The following is an 18,230-nucleotide window of genomic DNA, read 5'->3' as shown; positions in this document are numbered from 1 at the left end:
CCGCTCTCTTGATGTCAGACTCGATGAACAATTTACGCTAATCAGCGCACTCAAGCAGAGCCACTCTATTCTCACAATTTGTAATGCATTCAAAGTGCATCGAAGTAGCTATAAGTATTGGCTAAAAAGAAAAGAACATATTGATGCAGACTTTACTATTTTATGCAGTGAAGTGAAGGCTGCACATCGTATTAGTCATGGCTCTGCCGGTGCGCGAACGATAGCGCAATTAGTGACTAACAAAGGGATTGGTCTCAGTCGTTATCGAGCCCGTAATCTAATGAAAAAGCTTGGGTTATTAAGCTGTCAGCAGCCTAAGCATTCTTATAGAAAAGCGACACAAGAGCATGTTGCAATCCCCAATACGCTTAATCGACAGTTTGCAGTAACTCAACCAGATCAAGTGTGGTGTGGCGACGTGACGTATGTTTGGGTCGGTAATCGTTGGGCCTATCTAGCTGTTGTTTTAGACTTATTTTCCCGCAAACCTGTTGGATGGGCTTTGTCATTATCACCAGATAGTGAGCTGACCTGTAAAGCTTTGAAAATGGCATTTGAGTTAAGGGGTAAGCCTGAGAATGTGATATATCACAGCGATCAAGGTTCACATTACACGAGCTTGAAATTCAGACAATTAATATGGCGTCTTCAGATTGAGCAAAGTATGAGTCGTCGCGGGAATTGTTGGGATAACGCACCAATGGAGCGTTTCTTTAGAAGTTTGAAATCTGAGTGGATACCCGCAAGTGGTTATGGGAATTTTACAGAAGCAGATAAAGAGATCACAAATTACATCACTGGATATTACAGTGAGACCAGACCCCATCAATATAATGGTGGGTTAACGCCAAATGAGTCAGAACGTTTATATTGGAATGACTCTAAAACCGTGGCCAATTTTACTTGACCATATATAAAGCCATCGCTTGACCTCTGATCCACTTCATTCATAACTGTAGATATTTACCAAAATATTCATCGACAGTTTTATGGCAGTATTTATCTTCACCTCGCCAATACTCAGCGAACACCCAGTCATTTTTGCCTTTAGAAGGGCGATTGTAGCTCCTTGGTCGTAACACTCCAATACTGGCTAAAATCTCTATTAATACCTGCCTTTCTGCTTTACTGGACTTTACGACCTTAGCCAATCTTTTTTCAAGAGCACTGGGATAATCAGTAGGTTCCGAACTTTCGATAGTGTTTAATATTTCTTTGAAACAATTTAAGTCTTCATCAGTTGGGTCAGGTATATCCTTATTTATAAATTGGTTTAAGTCAAAATATGTATATAAAATATCGCCATGACGGACACCACCCCATTTGATACGCTCGAAATTCAATACGTTTATATCTGTGTTGTTATAGTTGTGACTACCCCTTATCCCGTATTTGCAGTCTCGGCATACACCGCAGGTGTAGGAGTGTGAAGTTGGTTTTCCGTCGGAATATGAAGTGCCGGATATAACGGGTGTATATTTATGCTCTGGGATATTTTTGGCAATTGAATAGGATGATAAAGAAGATCTTAAGTCTAAGCGGCGAGTTGTCAGGCTACTTAAAAAACCTTTAGCAATTTGTGCTCTGGATATTATTTTTACTACTTTTGCAATGGTATCTATGCAGTCATCGTGAGAAATCGAAATCGGATCAAACATCAATCCTTGTGACTTTGCGTACTCAAAATCTCCATCAGATAAGAGTCTATCTTTTGAGTCTATCCATCCATTCTTCCAGTAGGTGGAGAATAATATTTTCTTCGCTTTCTTATCCATATTTGAATTTATGCTTTCACTTAACGTTTGAGTATTAATGTGTAGCGTTGTTTGCGAGACATAAATTACTTGTTCGACTTGGCTACTACGACGATGTTAATTGGTGTGAATGATGCTATAGGAATTTGTTTTGATAGAGTAGTGGTTTTTATACAACTTTGGTGGTAATTGCTTGATATCGTTTTAGCTTTATCATTACGTTTGCATTATTAGTGACGTTGATTTCGAGTATTCTGGCCTTACATTTTGGTTGACACAGGTACTACATCATCTCAACGACATTAAACCTATAAGGCATATTTACTTTTAGTTTTCTATCATCTAGCAACGACTTGATGGTGGTTATTTTCTTCACATGACCACTTGTTTATCGTGGTTTTCTATTAGGATACTTTGGACGTTTGTAATTTAGGGCAGTGGATAGTTTTGGGAGAACTGGCTGAGCTTTTCTACTAAAAACTCTATGGTGCGACGGATCTTATGGCTGGGATAATCGGTTTGTAGGTATACCAATTGCAGTGGGATCGGCGGGGCTATTTTATCGGCTAGCACTAGGTTGAGTCTGCCTTCGGTCACATCTTGCGCCACATCGAGCCAACTCTTATAGGCAATTCCACGACCTGAGAGTGCCCAGTCGCGGATCACTGCGCCATCGTTACAGAAACGTTGGCCCCTGACTTCGATTTCAACGGGTGCGCCGTTATGACTTAACTTCCATTTCTGCCACGGCTCACCGCCGCGATTTAAGATCAGTACTGCGTGTTGGCTAAGTTCATTTAGCGTGCTTGGTGTGCCGTGTTGTGCCAGATAAGCGGGTGAGGCGACCAGTACCCTTGGGGTCATGGCGAGCTGACGCCTTTTAAGGTTTGAGTCGTCAAGCTGGCCATAGCGCAAAGCCAAATGGATATTTTGGTCGATTAAGTCTGTCATATGATCGCCAAAATACAGCTGCACTGTCAGTTCTGGGGCGCTGTCCATTAATTCATCGAGCCAAGCACGGATCTGGCTGCGACCAATATCCGAAGGTAACGCGAGGCGTACTTCGCCCTTAAGCTCACCCCTGTGTTCGGCTAAATTGGCGCTGGCGGTTTCGAGAATCACCAGTGCGGGTTTCGCCGAATCGAGAAAAATCCGCCCTTCTTCTGTGAGCTGTAAGCGCCGCGTCGAGCGAGCAAATAGCTGACATCCTAGCTTTTTCTCTAATCTTTGCAGCGCGGCACTTGCCGCTGCCGGCGTCATGCCTATTTCTTTACTGGCTGCCGAGAGACTCTCTAAGGCTGCGATACGCAGCGCTAATTGCAGATCGTTTAAATGATACATATCAAATTATTTTTGAAAATGATTTTAATAATAGCCTGATTATCAATATAGATTAACTAATGCACAATTGCACCACTGATGTTTCATCTTAATTTCTGGTTCGGAGTGTGTATGAGTCTATTCATGTCTTATAAATTAGCGTCACTGGCATTAAACAATCGCATTGTGATGGCCCCTATGACTCGGGCGCGTACTACGCAGCCAGGCAATATTCCTAATGATCTGATGGCGCAATATTATGCCCAGCGCGCCTCGGCGGGGTTAATCATCACAGAAGCGACACAAATCTCCGATGACAGCCAAGGTTATTCATTTACGCCGGGCGTGTATACCGCTGAGCAAATTGAGGGCTGGAAAAAAGTCACAGCGGCAGTGCATCAGGCTGGTGGTAAAATCTTCAATCAAATTTGGCATGTTGGCCGTGTATCGCACCCGATTTTTCAGCAAGGTAATGCCCCTATTGCGCCATCGGCCATTGCGCCCGTTGGTACTAAAGTATGGATTGTGGATGAAGCGCATCCTGAAGGGCAAATGGTGGATTGCCCAGAACCTAAGGCTATGGTGCAAGCGGATATCGACCGCGTTGTGGCCGATTTTGCACAGGCGGGTGTGAATGCGGTTGCGGCGGGTTTTGATGGCATCGAAATTCACGGCGGCAATGGTTATCTGATTGACCAGTTTTTACGCACCAATTCAAACCACAGAACTGATGCCTACGGCGGTTCTCAGGAAAATCGCATTCGTTTTTTACTCGAAATTGTCCAAGCCGTGAGTGCGAAAATTGGTGCCAATAAAGTCGGGGTTCGCCTCGCCCCTTACGTGACGTTTAAAGATATGGCGTGTCCTGAAATTGTAGACACTATTCTGTTAGCGGCTAAGCATTTATCGGCATTGGGCGTGGCATATTTACATCTTTCAGAGGCGGATTGGGATGATGCGCCCAAGGTGCCAGAATCCTTTAGAGTCGAGCTGCGCAGAGTCTTTAAGGACAGCATTATTGTTGCGGGTCGCTATGATGTGGCGCGTGCCAATGAAGTGATTGATAACGGTTATGCGGACTTAGTTGCCTTCGGTCGACCTTTTATTGCGAATCCTGATTTGCCTTACCGTTTAATGCATCAATTGCCTTTATCTGCATTCGACAAAGGGCCCTTGTTTGGCGGCAGTGCGGCGGGTTATACCGATTATCCTACACACAACGAAGCATTGAGAGCCGTCATCCGTTCGGATGACGATGAGGTGGCATAATGGATAGGGTTAACCGTTTATCTGTGCAGCGATATCCCGCATGGCTCAGTCTAAGCTTATGGTTTTCAGGCGTTATTGGTATCGTAATTGTGGGTTTTAGCTTAGCAAGTCTGAGCATGGATGCGTTAGCCGCTCAAGGGGCAACAACACAGGATAGTGCTAAAGTGCGAGCGGCGTTAGTGCCAAAAGTGGCGGCAATGGAAACAATTTCTGATGAATCACCGCAGGTACAAGCTATCGCCCGCGCCGCTTTGTTATATGCCAGTTTTTGGCACACGGGCGATGCAAGTTTTGCCCACGGCGCATTGGCGACTGGGTTTATCGACCGTACTCTGCCCGCTGGCCGCGCACAGGGAATCACGGGGCCACTCGAAGCCTCAAAGGCATTTAGGGCAGCGGTCCCCGATCTCTCTGTTTCAGTTGAGCATTTGCTAATAGTTGGCGATCGTGCAGTGGTGCGGCTGCGTTTTAATGGCCGTTTTACTGGTGTCTTTGGTGAGCAACAAGGCCAGGGGCAGAAAATCGATTTTCGTGCTGTTGACATGTATAGAGTACGGGATGGTTTCATCACAGATAACTGGCACCTCGAAGATTATCAAACGCTATTTTCTCAATTAGCTGCAGGGACTCAATCATGAATCAACGTCGACGATTTTTAATGGCAGGTGGCGCCATCGCTGCTGGGTTCGGCCTAAGCCAAACGGCGCTTGCTATTGGTTTACCCTCATTAGATACCTTAGAAAATGACTCCAAAAGTTCAGGTGGCAGTGGTATGAACAAAATATTTTGGCCAAGTGGTGAGCAGTTAGTGATTTCAATCTCAATGCAGTTTGAAGCAGGTGCTCAAGATAAAAATGCCGAAGGGCCGTTTCCGCCGATGGAAAAGGGCTATCCAGATACCATCACCCCGACTTGGTACGACTACGGTATGAACGAAGGCATTCCAAGGCTGCTGCGTCTGTGGCGTAAGCACAATATCAAGGTGACTTCTCACATGGTTGGGCGCGCCGCTGAGCTACATCCTCAGCTTGCCAAACAAGTTGCAGATGAGGGGCATGAGATTTCGGGCCACGGACAAACATGGACGCCACAATACAGCATGTCGCCAGCAGAGGAACGCGCCTCCTATGTGGCGAGTATTGAGACGCTGCAAAGGATCACAGGTCAGCGCCCCTTAGGTTTTAATGCCTTTTGGATGCGCCACAGCACTCAAACCCTCAATATTTTGCAGGACTTAGGTTTTATTTATCACATCGATGACCTATCGCGGGACGAGCCTTCAATTATCCCTGTAGGAAATAAGCCCTTTGCAGTTGTGCCTTACACTTTACGTAACAATGATATCGGCCGTTTTGGTGGCAATACTGCTATGACTGCCGCGGCCTTTTTGCAGGAACTAAAGGATGAGTTCGATATGCTCTATCAAGAAGGTTCGACGCAGCGACGGATGATGTCGATCAGTGTGCATGACCGTATTGGTGGCGCTCCTGGATTGGTGACCGCTTTAGATAAGTTTATTCAGTACGCTAAAGGTCACACTAACGTAGGCTTTATGCGTAAAGATGCCATTGCTAAATGGGCGCTGGCGCAAAAGGACACACCGACCAATCCTGCAAGAACCTTTTAGCCTGCTATAACTCTTGCTCTCGTTGATGGCAGTTGGAAGAGGTTTGAATGGTTAACAAAAAGCGCGTTGTTTAACGCGCTGTTTGATTTTGGGAACCTTATTACTGCGGGTCGGAAGCGATTAACGCGTGGCGAACATGGCCCAAGTGCGGCGACCTTGCTCCAGAATGATCCCCACGGCAAGTCCCGCAGCGGCGTTGATAGCGAGGCAAGTCACAGCGGTTGATAAAATCACAAAGATACAGAAGGGCTTACCATCGATTAAGCGTTTCGACCATGCTAATTGTAGCCCCGCAGTGGTCAGTAAACTGCCGAGGATTGCCATAGGAATAAGGCTTAATAGCCAAGCGATATTAGTACCCCAGCACAGGGCTATCATTAAGCACGTACTGCCAAAAATTAACGGCGCCAGATAAGTGCGAGCGCCAAAATGGTATTGCACCGCAAGTCCGCCCGCACCGTGGCACATGGCCGAGGCACCAAAGGGCGCGAGCAATAAGTTGGCAAGACCTGAGCTAATGGCGAAGTTTTTGGGTGTGAGTTTGGCGGCATCTTCGGGGAACTTCTCCTGTGCCATTACAGAGGTGGCAATCACCGCATTGGTTAAGGTTAATGCCAGTTGTGGTAGCACTAATAAAATGGCGGCGGAAGTCCACTCAATAGAGGTCGGCCAAGCTAACTGAAATGGCGCTGTCATGGCTTGGATATCAAAGTTAGTGGCTAGATTAGTTTGTGTATTGGCCTGCCAAATCATCCCTGCCGCTATGACTAAGGGCATGGCAAGATAACGCAGCGGTAAAAACTTACTGATAAATAACAGGATAAAAGCGCCCACCCCAAGCAGCCAAAACTCACTCATCATCTTAGCGCCCATCCACATGAGTTGCAGACCAATCGCTAATTGAATGCCGACACTCACAGCTTGGGATAACTGTTTGGCTAACCAAGTAATGGCGCCGCTAAAGGCCAATATTAGCAGGATTACGCCCATCAACATGGCACTGGCTTGGAGCATTCCTGGCGTTAAGCCTTGGGCTATGACGAGGGCCGCAATGACTTTCATCGGTTGTATGGGAATGGGGCGGCGATAAAACAGCGCGCTTAGAATGGCGAATAGACCAAACCCCAAAAATATCCCTTGGGGCGAAAATTGATTGAGGGCAATCAGCCCTAATACTAAAGGCAAAAAAGTACCTAAGTCGGCGAAGGCGCCACTGGTTTCACCGAGTAAACGGTTGAATGAAAGATGGGATACAGTTTGGGGGATTTTGCCCGAGGTCATATAGGTTGCCGCAATTGAACACGTTATGACTACGCAAAATAAATGCCATAAAAATCAGATGATTTGGCGGATAGACAGAGTCAAACTACCGTACGGCGTCACTCAGTGAGACAAACTGGGGCAAGGCTGAGAAATGGCTGAGTCTAAATGTCTGTGTTTGTGCCAGAGTGGCAACATCATAAAAAAGAGATCTTAGTGAAACACTAAGATCTCAAAGGGTATTGCAGGGAACGGGCTAGTTAAGGCTGTTTATGTTTCGGTCCTTGTTTAGTTTTCATTGGGTCACCTTGATAACCTAGGGCTTGCCAATCGAGTCTTGAGCCTTTGTTATGGCAGTCGTTGCAATTTAAGGCTTGTGCTTTAGGTGAAACCATATGGTTGATACGCCACCACATTTCTGTTTCAGCAAAGCCATATTCGCCACTGTATTTCAGGCCTTTTTCTACCATAGTCGGGTTGGCTTCCATTCCAAGTTTGGCAGCTAAGCTCCAATCGAAATCGCTCCAGTAACCGCCTTTGCCATAGACTTTAGCGGTCACAAAGATATTGAGTTTTTTGTCGTAAATTTGCTTACCAGTGTGAACTTTAAAGGGATAAATTTTCGCTTTTGCATCATTGATATCGCCTATGGGGTAGGTGAGTTTTGTGATGGCATTCGGGTCCATTTTGTCGCCAGTCATGTACGCATTGGCTGTACCGTTATACCAAGCGTATTGGGGTTTAACCATTTTCTCCCAGACAAAATTGCCTTTTTTCTTCTGGTAGGTGTGTTTGCCGTATTGATCAACGGCTTCTGGTTTATCCTCGCCTGCGGTTGACCAATCCCAACGCATTTTGGTGGGTTCATTCTTAGCAAAGTAAGGGATATGGCAGGTTTGACAGGCAACCGTTGCCGTATGAGTGTTGAGCTTCTTATTGCTGTGCGGTGCGCTGTCGTGGCAGTTTTCACAACCAATATGGTCAATACCGCCAGGGGATACGCCCATCGCATTGCCCGATATCTGATGTTTTTCAGTGGTGTGGCAGTTCTGACATTGAAAGTCATTACCGTCGCTATCCATGTGTACATCGGTCGCTTTGTCTGGGTAAGAGATGGAAGAGTCAAGATCGCCATGTTTCACCGCATCGCCACCTCCGCCATAGAAGTGGCAACTGCCGCAGTTGTCGCGAACGGGCTTACCGACATTTTGGGCGATTTTAGCTAAGTCGAGTTTTGCCATTGGCTCGCCCGCGCCTGCAGGATCTTTTACATAAGTTCCAGTCGTATCGTGGCAGACAAGGCAATCGACTTTAGTTTTATCTTTAAAATCAAAGTCGTTATCTTTCCAGCCGTAGCCAGCATGGCAGCTGGTACAGCGAGGTTCGTTGCCTGAAATTGAGGTGCAGAAGTTATTGATACTGTTCTTTTTGCCCCTAAGTACGGTTCTGTCGGGCAGCTTTTGTTCTAACTCCCAAGTCCAGTGGGAGGTTTTCATAACGTCTGTGGCTTGGTCTTCATGGCATACTAAACATTGTGCCGTGACTTGCGTACCCGTCGCAAAGGGGCCCTCGAGCACCTCTTTATGGGGATTAGCGGCATAGGTATTTAATGTCATACCCGCCAAGGCAATAAGTAAGAGTCTTCTCATTTTTTACTCCCACCCTCGGCTTGACCGAGGGCTGATAGCTGTTATTTATGACGGATTAGAAGTTAATTGTGAGTGAGGCGTTCATGTCGAAGGCGGTATCGACCACTGGCAACATGGAGTAAGCCGAACCTGCTAACACATCATCAATTTTTTGCGGAGCACCCACTGGTGTGCCGCTACCTGTGTATTCATAGTCGTAGTAAAGCCCGGCCAGTTTGATAAACATTTTTGGATTGATATCAAAGATATAATAGGCTTCGGCCACATGACCACGGGTGGCAAGTTTGCTACCGATAGGGTCGTCTTGGGCTTGGGTGAAGGGTGTCCAATATTTAGAACCATAGTTATATTCCAGACCAAACTTGCCGTAGGGTGCAGGAATTTGTACGCCGACATAAATGCCGTAACCGTCTTTGGTATCACTATCGTCACTGGTTTTAGGCACCATGATGATCTCAGTGCCAGTGCTATTTAACTCAGCCTCGAAGATAGCGTCGGATAACATGCCACCAAACATACCTGCGTTGCCATTGGGCTCGGCGCGAGTCCAGCCGAGTGAGGCAAACCATTTAATATCGTTTGCTTCTTCACGCGCAAAGCCAATCCCGCCTAGGTACATGTCACCAATCACACCGCTGGGTTGTACTCGGGTAACAAAGTTAAAATTGTCGAACTTTTGCATATCTTGGTACATGGTCGGAGCAAAAATGCCCGCAAGCTGGGTCGGAAAGGCCATAGTGCCTTTAAAGCCGTCATTCACATCTTTAGCGCCAAACAGGGTGAACTGGAGGAAGTTGGTGCCATCGTTGATGGCATCGATATTAAAACCACCGAGGTGGGTATCTTTAGTGACTATGTCACCAAACATTTCGCCATTGCCCCATTGTGATTCAAAGCCTTGGCCGTAACAAAAACGGACAACTTGCCCTTCTACCCCGGTGATTTCCCCTAGGTTATAACCTAAGGTGGCGCCATCGAAGTTGAAGTTAACTAAATGGCCTGAAGGCGTGCCGCCACGTAGCTCGTTTTCACGGTAGTGGCTTGGTGGGCCATAGGTGGAAGGGCGACGGCCAATGGAGAGATAAAACTCGGAGCCGTTGATTTTTTTCCAGTCAAAATAGGCGCGTTCGACCCGCAACCAGTCGCCACTGGTATTGCCGCTGCTGGTGCCATCCATAGTGAAAGATCGCCAAGAGTCAAACACTTGCACTCCTGTGGAGTCGCCCCAGTTTTTGAACATACTGAGACGGCCAGCAAAGCTGACGTTATCCCATACTTTTGCCTTAAGGTTGAGGCGCAGTCGAGTGGTGTAGTAGATGTCGTTATCTATGTCTTGTACGCTTTTGGGGGCGAGCACATAGGGCATCACGCCCTGCAACATGCCATTTTGGAAGGCGGCGGCAAGGTCTGGATTGGCTTGCATCATTTTGCCAAGAGGCGAATTTAGATCGTTGGGCATGCCAAAGGCGCCCGACATAGCTTTGGCGCCAAAGTCGTTGAAGTTAACCTTCATCGCAGGGCTCCAAACCACATCTTGGAAATGCAATGAATGGGCTTTAGTGCGGAAATCACCTGTAATTTCAAGACGATCTAATGATGTGTGTCGCTCTGTTTTATCTACGCGATTATTAAGGTCATCCAATTGCTCGGTAATATCGGCAAGCTGTTGTTTAAGTTCGGTAATTTTTTGCGTTTCATTTTGCACATCGTTCGGTGCAGCAAGGGCTTGGCCCGACATAAACAAGGCATTAGCAACGAGTATTGAGATAAGGGTACGCATAAGGTTTCTCCCTGAGTTTTTTTGTTGGCGCTATCTCGCTAAGAAGCATTTCGCCAAATTTACCCAATAGGAGTCCCTGAGGTGTTTCCCCATTTTTTCTCGCATTGGGTTTTAAATTTTTAAGTCAATGATTTAGGTCGCAGTTGCAGGGCTGCTTTCTAGCATTGCCTTAGGCCGTTAAATGGGCAGAGATCAGCCGCAGGTTTGTGGTTGGTCTGAGTCGGCGGCGTGGTCATACAAAAATTGCTGTATGTCCTTGAGGTCTTGTTCTGTGAAGCCGTTGAATACCTCTGGTTTGAGTTTGTGCTTATCTTTATCAAAGAAGCGATCCCATTGGCTCATTGTCTTGGTCATAGGGGTAAGTTCACCGCCTTCGCCACCTTGGCTATGGCAGGCTTTACATTCTTTTTTGTATAAATGTTTACCTTTCTTTGGGTTACCACCGTCTGCTGCGTAGGCATTGATACCTAAGCTGCCTATTACGGCCATTGCTATTGCTATTGCTATCTTGGTTAATGTTTTCATCATCTCATTCCTTACTTTTGTGGCCATTTGTATAACTTTGTTGGCGAAGTGTTTTTATTGATTCCGCCTTGTGAACAAATTTATCAAAAACCACAGTGAGTAAATTTGAGGTGTATCACTTCCATTAAAAAAATCTAATTGATAAAAAATTCATTGATAAAAATCTAATTGACTGTGTTTTGTCGCGGTTTACGCTATTTTTATTTCAGTAAAACCAATAGGTTGATTTTTGGCTAAATTAGTCATGACGATTTTACTTGTCGTGTTTGGTACTTAACACGCCAAAAGCGACTGTGATTTAGCTAACACTTTGTAAAATATGCATTAACTAAAGTAGCTATTTTAAAATTAGCGAGATGGTTGCGGGATGTGGCACTAAGCTACAAATGCTAGAGCATGATCTGACATTTTTAGTTTTTGGCTTGGGTTGATGAGTGTTTCTGAACCGTATTCGCCTAAACAGTCTAGGCGAATACGGACTCGAGACGGATTAAGGCTGCTGGCGTGTTGGCGCTAAAACGATTTCGCGTACGCACACATTTTGCGGTTGTTGCCATGCAAACAGTGCGGCAGCGGCGACGTTTTCAGGCGCGATAACGCCGCCCATTTCTTCTTTCCAGTCATGGTAACCGGCTTTAATGTCATCGCTGGTGGTATGACTTAGCAACTCAGTTTCTACTGCGCCTGGGGCGATAGTGATAAGGCGTACGTCATCCATGGCGACTTCTTCACGAATGTTTTCTGTTAAGGCGTGCACGGCAAATTTAGTGGCGCAGTAAGCAGCGTGGTTTGGAAAGGTTTTACGCCCCGCCACTGAGCTGATATTAATGATAGTGCCAGTTTTGCGAGCTTTCATGTCGGCTAATACCGCATGAATGCCATTAAGCACGCCCATCACATTGATATTGAGCATGCGGCTCCATTCGTTAGGATCTTGCACATCGATCTGACCCAGCAACATCACACCCGCGTTATTGATAAGACAGCCGACAGGGCCAAATTGTGCTTCTGCTTGAGTTATGGCGATTTTAATGGCTACAGTGTCGGTGACATCGACGCTGATAGAGAGGCTGTTAGGTAATTCAAGTGCTTGCATTGCTTCAACCCGGCGTGCCAGTAATAACAGTGGGTGGCCTGCGGCGCTAAAACTTTTGGCCATAGCGGCGCCAATACCCGATGAAGCGCCCGTGATGACAACCAGTGATTTAGTAACTTGATTCATTAGTATTTCCTATTAATTGAAGCCAATCTGAGCCGTAAACAAACTGTTGTTCGGCGTCTTTAAGTTGGCAATCAGTATAGGCTGGGGATTTTTAGCCGAAAAATACTTATTCCAGCTGGATATGATAGTCTCAGCCTATGACACTATTATCGAGCTTTGTACTTAATTTGCCGTTGTCGGAGAAGATAAAATGGTTGATTTACGTTTACTGCGTTTCTTTATCGCAATTTTTGAAGAGAACAATATTACCGCAGCGGCTAACCGTTGCTTTGTGAGCCAGCCTTCACTGTCAGCTGGCTTAAAGCAATTGGAAGAAGAGTTAGGCGGCCAGCTATTTGAGCGTAGTAAGAAAGGCGTTAAACCCTTAGATAGCGCCCATTATTTGTATCCTTTGGCGGTTAAATTAGTCGAGGAGGCGAGTAAATTGCCGGGTCTGTTTATGGCGAAGGCGAGCCGACAAAAGCTACGTTTGGCTGTGATGCCAGATCTCAGTCAGCGGCGTTTGGCGGGTTTTTTACAGCAGGTGAATCAAGCCATTGAGAAGCTAGATCTGGAGCTGGTGGATTATCAAAGCCCCGCAGATTGTCGTTTAACTATCGACAGTTTACGCCATGAAGATGAAGTGTTTTTCCCGCTGTGGGAAGAAGATTATGTGCTGTGCGTCCCCAAGGAGCATGCCCTCGCCCAAGTCGATAGCCTACGCCCCGAGCAGCTAAATGGTTTTGACTTTATCGAGTGTCCACCCTGTGAAGCTCATCAGCAGACGATAGGTTTACTGGCGTGCAGCAATATGTCGCTCAATTTAGTCGCTAAGGCCGAATCTAAGTCTCTCGTGATGTCGCTGGTGTTGGCTGGATTTGGCGTGAGTTTTTTGCCTGATGGTTTAATTGAGGATGAGCCTAGACTCAAGCAAGTAAAATTTGATGGTTCGAGAATGTTTCGTCGTATTGGTCTGTGTTACCCGTCCCATCAGACGATTGCGCCAACGCTGGCAGCCTTGTTACGGCATTTAGCCGCACGCGCGAATTAATTCCAAGTTAGTTTTGGGTTATCAGTATTCAGAACAGTGAGTCGCTAAGGGCGATTCAGTGAGATTAAGCGGAGGCTCGACGCCATAGGACTCAAATAGCCGAGTGATTTCACCTGAGGTGCGCATATCGTTGACTATCTGGTGAACTTGCTTGGCATATTGATGCAGCGGCGACATGAGCGGAATGCTGAAGTAACGGCCGTTCTTGCTGATGTCGACGTATTCCATTTGCTTAAGCTGGGGATCGTTAGCAAAGAATTGCATTTCATGTTGTTCGGAGGTGATGGCTAAATCGATACGTCCAGCCTTCAACATATTGATTAACTGACCGTTATCATTAACAAAAGACACTTTTAGTTGGTTTTGATTGTCATTGAACTGCGGACAGTAAAAAGCGCCTCTGAGTGCGCCAATGATATGGGGTTTTAATTCATCGAAATGTTTGACCTCAAGCTGTCGATTCGCAAGCGCAAAGTAATAGACGTAGCGTTTGTCGTAGCCCAACAGCATAGGGTCTAGAAAATCCTTACGCTCGGGTGTCATCGAATGGACGGGAATGAGGTCGACTTGTCCCGTTTCGGCGACTTTAATCGTGCGTGCCCAAGGCACATTACTCCAATTTACCTTGTGACCTAGGCGGGTGATGACTTGATTGATCACCGCAGCACCTGGGCCTTTACACTCACCCTTTTCGACATAAATAACAGGATGCCTATCGCGGCAGTGTGCTTGCCAGACAACAGCAGAAGTTTCTGCCTTCGCTTGGGACAGAAATAAGCATGAAATGACAATGGTCAGTATCAGCCTCATTCATCTTGCCTATTAAAATGGTCAGTTTTAATTATCGGGCTGGACAGTTAATCCGACTAGGTTTTATGTCTAGTCATTTAGCCGTACAGGTTTAGTGAATACAATGATTGTAGTGCTTATATATCTACTGTGCTTTTTAAGGATTTATAAATGCACTCTATTTTGCCACTAAAAGGTTTGGCTTATTTAATTTGGCCAAACCTTTTTGGGACTAAACTTACCTTTCTGACTCAAGATAGGGCATAAATTGGGTTTCAATGGCCTCAATTTGGGTTTCGGCGTAGGCAAGTTCGGATTCTGTTAAGCAAGATTTAGCGCTGGTTTGATAGAGCAACTGAGCGCTATTCATCCCGTATTTACCAAAATGACGTAGCAATAAACTAGACCAAATAAACACTTGTACTGGCTTGTTTAATCGCTCCGCGCTGTAAATATTGACCAGTTCCCGCATCGCAATTTCATTACCTAGCTCTGCCGATTTGATGAACCAAGTTTCTGCTGCCTGTAGAGCCTCTTGAGTGGGTTTTTCACCACTTAAAAATGATTCAGCCTTATAGGCATAAAAATATTGTTGTTGCTCAGCGGGGATTGGATACTGATGCAAGAAACTGTCACGCAGCCGCTCGGCCTCTCTTATCTCTAAGGTGCCTAGTTGCTGACTGAATCTGGCTAATTCTTTTAGATGATCGGCTCTATTGCTCATGGCCGCGAGCTGGTAATACATTAACGCTTTAATCGGTTGGCGACTCACGCCTAAACCTTGCTCATAAATCTTGCCTAGGCCTAGCAGTGCGTCTTCATTCCACTTAAGTGCGAATTCTTCAAAGTCAATTTTAGCCTGTTGGTAATCACTTTCATTTTGTGGCGCTTTCAGTAAAAGATGAGCAAATTCAATCTTAGCGAAGTCATTACCTCTAGCTACAGATTGGCTTAACCAATGGCGCGCCTTGTCATAGTCGACAGCAAAATCTTCACCGTAGAGGAAACGTTTACCAAGATAATACTGGCGGAAATCATCGTCTGCGGCGCGCTCGCTAAGTAATGCCTCTGCGCGAGCTAAATCTTTAGGTCCACCTTGGCCTGCGGCAAGCATATGCCCTAGATCATCTTTTGCTAATTCATCACCAGCGGCGGCGGATTTTTCAAAGTATTCCCGTGCTTTGGAATAGTCCGAAGTAACGCGTCCATCATGCCAATAAAGCGCCCCTAGGTGGTAATCGGCATCTGGATGTTGTTGGGCTGCGGCTTTTTCAAACCAATTAATGGCTTGAGTCGCATCTGGATCGAGTAGAGGCTGCCTTTCATATAAAAGCCCAAGTTCATACTGAAACGTGGCATCGCCTGCTTCAGCATTGGGTTTGAGCTGAGCCTCCAGCATTTCTAGATCTTCCCGAGTTTGCGCCTCAGGCGAAAGCAAATTCGATAGCGTTAACAGTGATAAGTATTGGGCATCGAGTTCGGCCGCTTTTTTATACCAATCGTTAGATGCCTTGGGATCGGCGGGGATTTGTGGGAATCGGCCCGAATATAATTCGGCAAGGGTGATAGCCGCAACGGCCAGCCCTTTATCCACGGCTTGATGAATAAAATCTAAGCCAGCTTCCACTTGATTTTTATTAATCAGTGCGATGCCATGATGGAGTAGCGCATTGGGCTCTCCTGCGGCAAGCGCTTCGGCTTGAGCTTGTTTTTTTTGATATTTAGCGAAAAAAATAAACAGTACAATAAAAGCAATAATTATGAGTATCAACAACATAGTAGTCCATCACTATCGATATTTGGGAGTGTAGTAAACGTAAGTTTTTACAAGAATGCAAGTTTACCATGTGCGCTAGACTGACCGACTACGCCGGTCAACTCCATGAGCATTAGCGTTATTTATCTTGCAGATGGATCTCTCTGATGGGGCAGGCAATCTCGATTCCCGCCTGCTTAAGGGCGTTGTAGAGGGCTAAGTTCACCTTATATTTATGCTGAAAATAGCTTTGCGTTGGCACCCAATAGCGCACTCCCATTTCAATCCCAATGGCATTAAAACCATTGATGCCAATATTGGGTGCAGTCTCTTGATAAACATAGGGATTGTTACTCAATAATTCAGTGATCACACTAATGGCCCGTTCGGGATCTGTGTTGTAACTGAGATTGAACTGGGTTTCGACCAGTTTATTGCTAAAGGAATTATGCAGGATCTCACCGACGATATGCTTATTAGGAATGCTGATTTGCTCGCCTTCCTCATTGGTGAGTATGGTCATGCCTAAGTGGATACGTTTAACGACGCCGCTTTCCCCTTTGATTTCGATAGTATTCCCTACAACGAAAGGACGGGTGACGATAATGGTCACGCCGGCGGCATAGTTGGCTAACATGCCTTGCAAGGCTAAGCCTGCACCTAAGGAGGCTGCACCAATGGCTGCCACCATAGGGGTGACGCTGATGCCGATTTTGCCGAGAGCGATGATTCCAACCATTATGATGATCAGAATACGGATAAGGTTACTGACAAAATTACTTAAGGTAATGTCGATATTGTGTTTTTCGAACTGCTTTGCGACTAAGCGTGATGTCTTACTGGCGACCCACAAGCCCAGTAAAAAGATCAGTAAAGCGCCGACCAATTGGAAGCTGTAGGTGACTAAAAACTCAGTGATCAGTTGATAAACGCCTTGTAGTTGCTGCAATTCCTGATCGAGTCCAGGTGTTATCATTATGATATCCTTGTAATAAAATTAACTGTGCGATTATAGCGCAGAAATCCCATCAAATGCTTATTCACCTGCATGTGTGAAGCGTATCATGTAATCGCGGTTGATTTAATGAGTCGATAGGGGGAGTCAGGTATGCTGTCCGCCTATCCAATAATGGAGTCGAGTGTTTATGAAAACGCTGTTGTTATGTCTGTCTTGTTTATTAACCCCCATGTGGGCCTATGCTGCGAGTTATGTTGCGGGCGATGCGATTAATCCTATTTCACTTCTCGATCAAAATGATCAAACTGTAAGTGTGACAGATGAAACTCAAGTGTTGCTCTTTAGCCGCAGCATGAAAGGCGGTGATGTGACTAAAGAAGCACTCACGCCTCTAAGTACGGCTCAAATGCCTGCGGGTTTAGTTTATGTCGCCGATATCAGTGGTATGCCTTCTTTAATCGCTAAGTTTGTTGCTGTGCCACAAATGCAAGATTTACCCTTTGCGATTGGGTTAGATAGGGAAGGTGAGATCAGTCGTTTACTACCAGATACCAAAGATATGGCCACTATGATATTGCTCAATCAGCGTAATATTTTAGATATCGCCTATTTTGATTCCAGTGAAGCCTTGGGCCAAGCACTCACAAAACTCAATCAGCCGCAGTAACGATTCAATTTAATTGACCTAATTTAAGGCGCCACATTAGCCTTTTTTCGTGGCGCGCTTGCCCCTCAAGCTTATCACTTTAGGATGGATATGTTGGCTTGAGCCAGTCTATCTCTCTCCTTTGCGATAATGTCGTAAAAAATTCACTTTTTATTCTGATAATGCACACAAATTTACCTTATACCAATCACATTAAATATCTAATCAGTTCAGAGCCTCACAGGCATCTCAATCCAAGGCGCATTGACGCAGAAATGGTCATTCCCTTTTAAGTCAATGTAACACCGGAGTGGGATGCCTGTGTGGCTCCCGAAGGGCGGGTTTCAACGCGCTTTATACTGCGTTTAAGGCTTTCGACAGAGCACCACTATGCCTTCAAGCCTTCGCCTTGTCTAAAGCGCGTTGAACTCCCGCTGAATGAACAGATATTTAATACGATTGGTATTAGAGTTTGTGTGCATAATCATTTGTTTTATAGAGGCTTTTTTTGATGGTTTAGCCCCTTAAAACATTGTGGAATAAAAAGTTATGAATTCAGCATAAAAATTCGTTGCGTAAAGCGATAAAATATCGTTTACTGCGCACGTTTTTTAAGACATTACACTCACTTTTTTCTACTTGACC

At 45.6% G+C, this 18,230-nt stretch carries 17 protein-coding genes; 7 read left to right on the top strand and 10 right to left on the bottom strand.

Annotated elements, in window-relative coordinates; translation table 11 throughout:
* Positions 1-907: IS3-like element ISSba5 family transposase (locus NE536_RS13070; RefSeq protein ID WP_261272958.1), on the top strand; the 907-nt coding region annotated here is incomplete at its 5' end.
* Positions 908-947: 40 nt separating this feature from the next.
* Here the strand turns inward: NE536_RS13070 and NE536_RS13065 are convergent.
* Both NE536_RS13065 and NE536_RS13060 read right to left on the bottom strand, forming a co-directional pair.
* Positions 948-1,775, bottom strand: coding sequence for a hypothetical protein (locus tag NE536_RS13065; RefSeq protein WP_261272957.1), 828 nt, complete (start codon positions 1,773-1,775; stop codon positions 948-950).
* Between the two features lie 408 nt (positions 1,776-2,183).
* The gene (locus NE536_RS13060; RefSeq protein WP_261272956.1) at positions 2,184-3,095 is read right to left on the bottom strand and encodes a LysR family transcriptional regulator; all 912 of its coding nucleotides are present in this window, start codon (positions 3,093-3,095) and stop codon (positions 2,184-2,186) included.
* A 111-nt stretch (positions 3,096-3,206) separates the two neighbouring features.
* Here NE536_RS13060 and NE536_RS13055 point away from each other — a divergent pair, with 111 nt between their 5' ends.
* The 3 genes from NE536_RS13055 to NE536_RS13045 are packed head-to-tail and all read left to right on the top strand — an operon-like array spanning position 3,207 to position 5,970.
* A complete protein-coding gene (locus NE536_RS13055; protein ID WP_261272955.1) occupies positions 3,207-4,343 on the top strand; it encodes an alkene reductase in 1,137 nt (378 codons plus the stop codon).
* Positions 4,343-4,981: an ester cyclase gene (locus NE536_RS13050; protein WP_261272954.1), complete on the top strand. Its 639-nt coding sequence runs from the start codon at positions 4,343-4,345 to the stop codon at positions 4,979-4,981. Before NE536_RS13055 ends, NE536_RS13050 begins: the two co-directional genes overlap by 1 nt.
* The gene (locus tag NE536_RS13045) at positions 4,978-5,970 is read left to right on the top strand and encodes a polysaccharide deacetylase family protein (RefSeq protein ID WP_006087074.1); all 993 of its coding nucleotides are present in this window, start codon (positions 4,978-4,980) and stop codon (positions 5,968-5,970) included. The genes NE536_RS13050 and NE536_RS13045 overlap by 4 nt, the downstream gene beginning before the upstream one ends.
* Before the next feature lie 120 nt (positions 5,971-6,090).
* Here the strand turns inward: NE536_RS13045 and NE536_RS13040 are convergent, their stop codons facing one another.
* From NE536_RS13040 to NE536_RS13020, 5 genes are all read right to left on the bottom strand, one after another.
* Positions 6,091-7,251: a putative sulfate/molybdate transporter gene (locus NE536_RS13040; RefSeq protein ID WP_261272953.1), complete on the bottom strand. Its 1,161-nt coding sequence runs from the start codon at positions 7,249-7,251 to the stop codon at positions 6,091-6,093.
* Positions 7,252-7,490: 239 nt separating this feature from the next.
* Positions 7,491-8,879 carry a tetrathionate reductase family octaheme c-type cytochrome gene (locus NE536_RS13035; RefSeq protein ID WP_261272952.1) on the bottom strand — a complete coding sequence of 463 codons (1,389 nt, stop codon included), beginning with the start codon at positions 8,877-8,879 and terminating at the stop codon, positions 7,491-7,493.
* A gap of 55 nt (positions 8,880-8,934) precedes the next feature.
* Positions 8,935-10,659, bottom strand: coding sequence for a DUF3373 domain-containing protein (locus NE536_RS13030; RefSeq protein WP_261272951.1), 1,725 nt, complete (start codon positions 10,657-10,659; stop codon positions 8,935-8,937).
* A gap of 192 nt (positions 10,660-10,851) precedes the next feature.
* A complete protein-coding gene (locus tag NE536_RS13025) occupies positions 10,852-11,187 on the bottom strand; it encodes a c-type cytochrome (protein ID WP_261272950.1) in 336 nt (111 codons plus the stop codon).
* A gap of 487 nt (positions 11,188-11,674) precedes the next feature.
* Positions 11,675-12,406: an SDR family oxidoreductase gene (locus NE536_RS13020; RefSeq protein ID WP_261272949.1), complete on the bottom strand. Its 732-nt coding sequence runs from the start codon at positions 12,404-12,406 to the stop codon at positions 11,675-11,677.
* 190 nt (positions 12,407-12,596) lie between these two features.
* Here NE536_RS13020 and NE536_RS13015 point away from each other — a divergent pair, with 190 nt between their 5' ends.
* The gene (locus NE536_RS13015; protein ID WP_261272948.1) at positions 12,597-13,436 is read left to right on the top strand and encodes a LysR family transcriptional regulator; all 840 of its coding nucleotides are present in this window, start codon (positions 12,597-12,599) and stop codon (positions 13,434-13,436) included.
* A 21-nt stretch (positions 13,437-13,457) separates the two neighbouring features.
* Here NE536_RS13015 and NE536_RS13010 read toward each other — a convergent pair whose 3' ends face one another.
* The 3 genes from NE536_RS13010 to NE536_RS13000 form a co-directional block, all read right to left on the bottom strand.
* Positions 13,458-14,246 (bottom strand): substrate-binding periplasmic protein, encoded by a 789-nt coding sequence (locus NE536_RS13010; RefSeq protein ID WP_261272947.1) that lies wholly within the window; start codon positions 14,244-14,246, stop codon positions 13,458-13,460.
* A 217-nt stretch (positions 14,247-14,463) separates the two neighbouring features.
* On the bottom strand, positions 14,464-16,002 hold the full coding sequence (locus NE536_RS13005) for a tetratricopeptide repeat protein (RefSeq protein WP_261272946.1): 1,539 nt from the start codon (positions 16,000-16,002) through the stop codon (positions 14,464-14,466).
* 118 nt (positions 16,003-16,120) lie between these two features.
* The gene (locus NE536_RS13000; protein WP_106649274.1) at positions 16,121-16,957 is read right to left on the bottom strand and encodes a mechanosensitive ion channel family protein; all 837 of its coding nucleotides are present in this window, start codon (positions 16,955-16,957) and stop codon (positions 16,121-16,123) included.
* Positions 16,958-17,126: 169 nt separating this feature from the next.
* Between NE536_RS13000 and NE536_RS12995 the strand changes: the two genes are divergently transcribed.
* Both NE536_RS12995 and NE536_RS22925 read left to right on the top strand, forming a co-directional pair.
* Complete coding sequence (locus NE536_RS12995) at positions 17,127-17,606, top strand: hypothetical protein (protein WP_261272945.1); 480 nt, start codon at positions 17,127-17,129, stop codon at positions 17,604-17,606.
* 302 nt (positions 17,607-17,908) lie between these two features.
* Positions 17,909-18,097 carry a hypothetical protein gene (locus NE536_RS22925; protein ID WP_261272944.1) on the top strand — a complete coding sequence of 63 codons (189 nt, stop codon included), beginning with the start codon at positions 17,909-17,911 and terminating at the stop codon, positions 18,095-18,097.
* Positions 18,098-18,230: the final 133 nt, after the last annotated feature.

The organism is Shewanella septentrionalis (assembly GCF_025370265.1).
In the GTDB taxonomy this organism is placed as follows: domain Bacteria; phylum Pseudomonadota; class Gammaproteobacteria; order Enterobacterales; family Shewanellaceae; genus Shewanella; species Shewanella hafniensis.
This window is presented reverse-complemented; position numbering and strand designations above follow the sequence as displayed.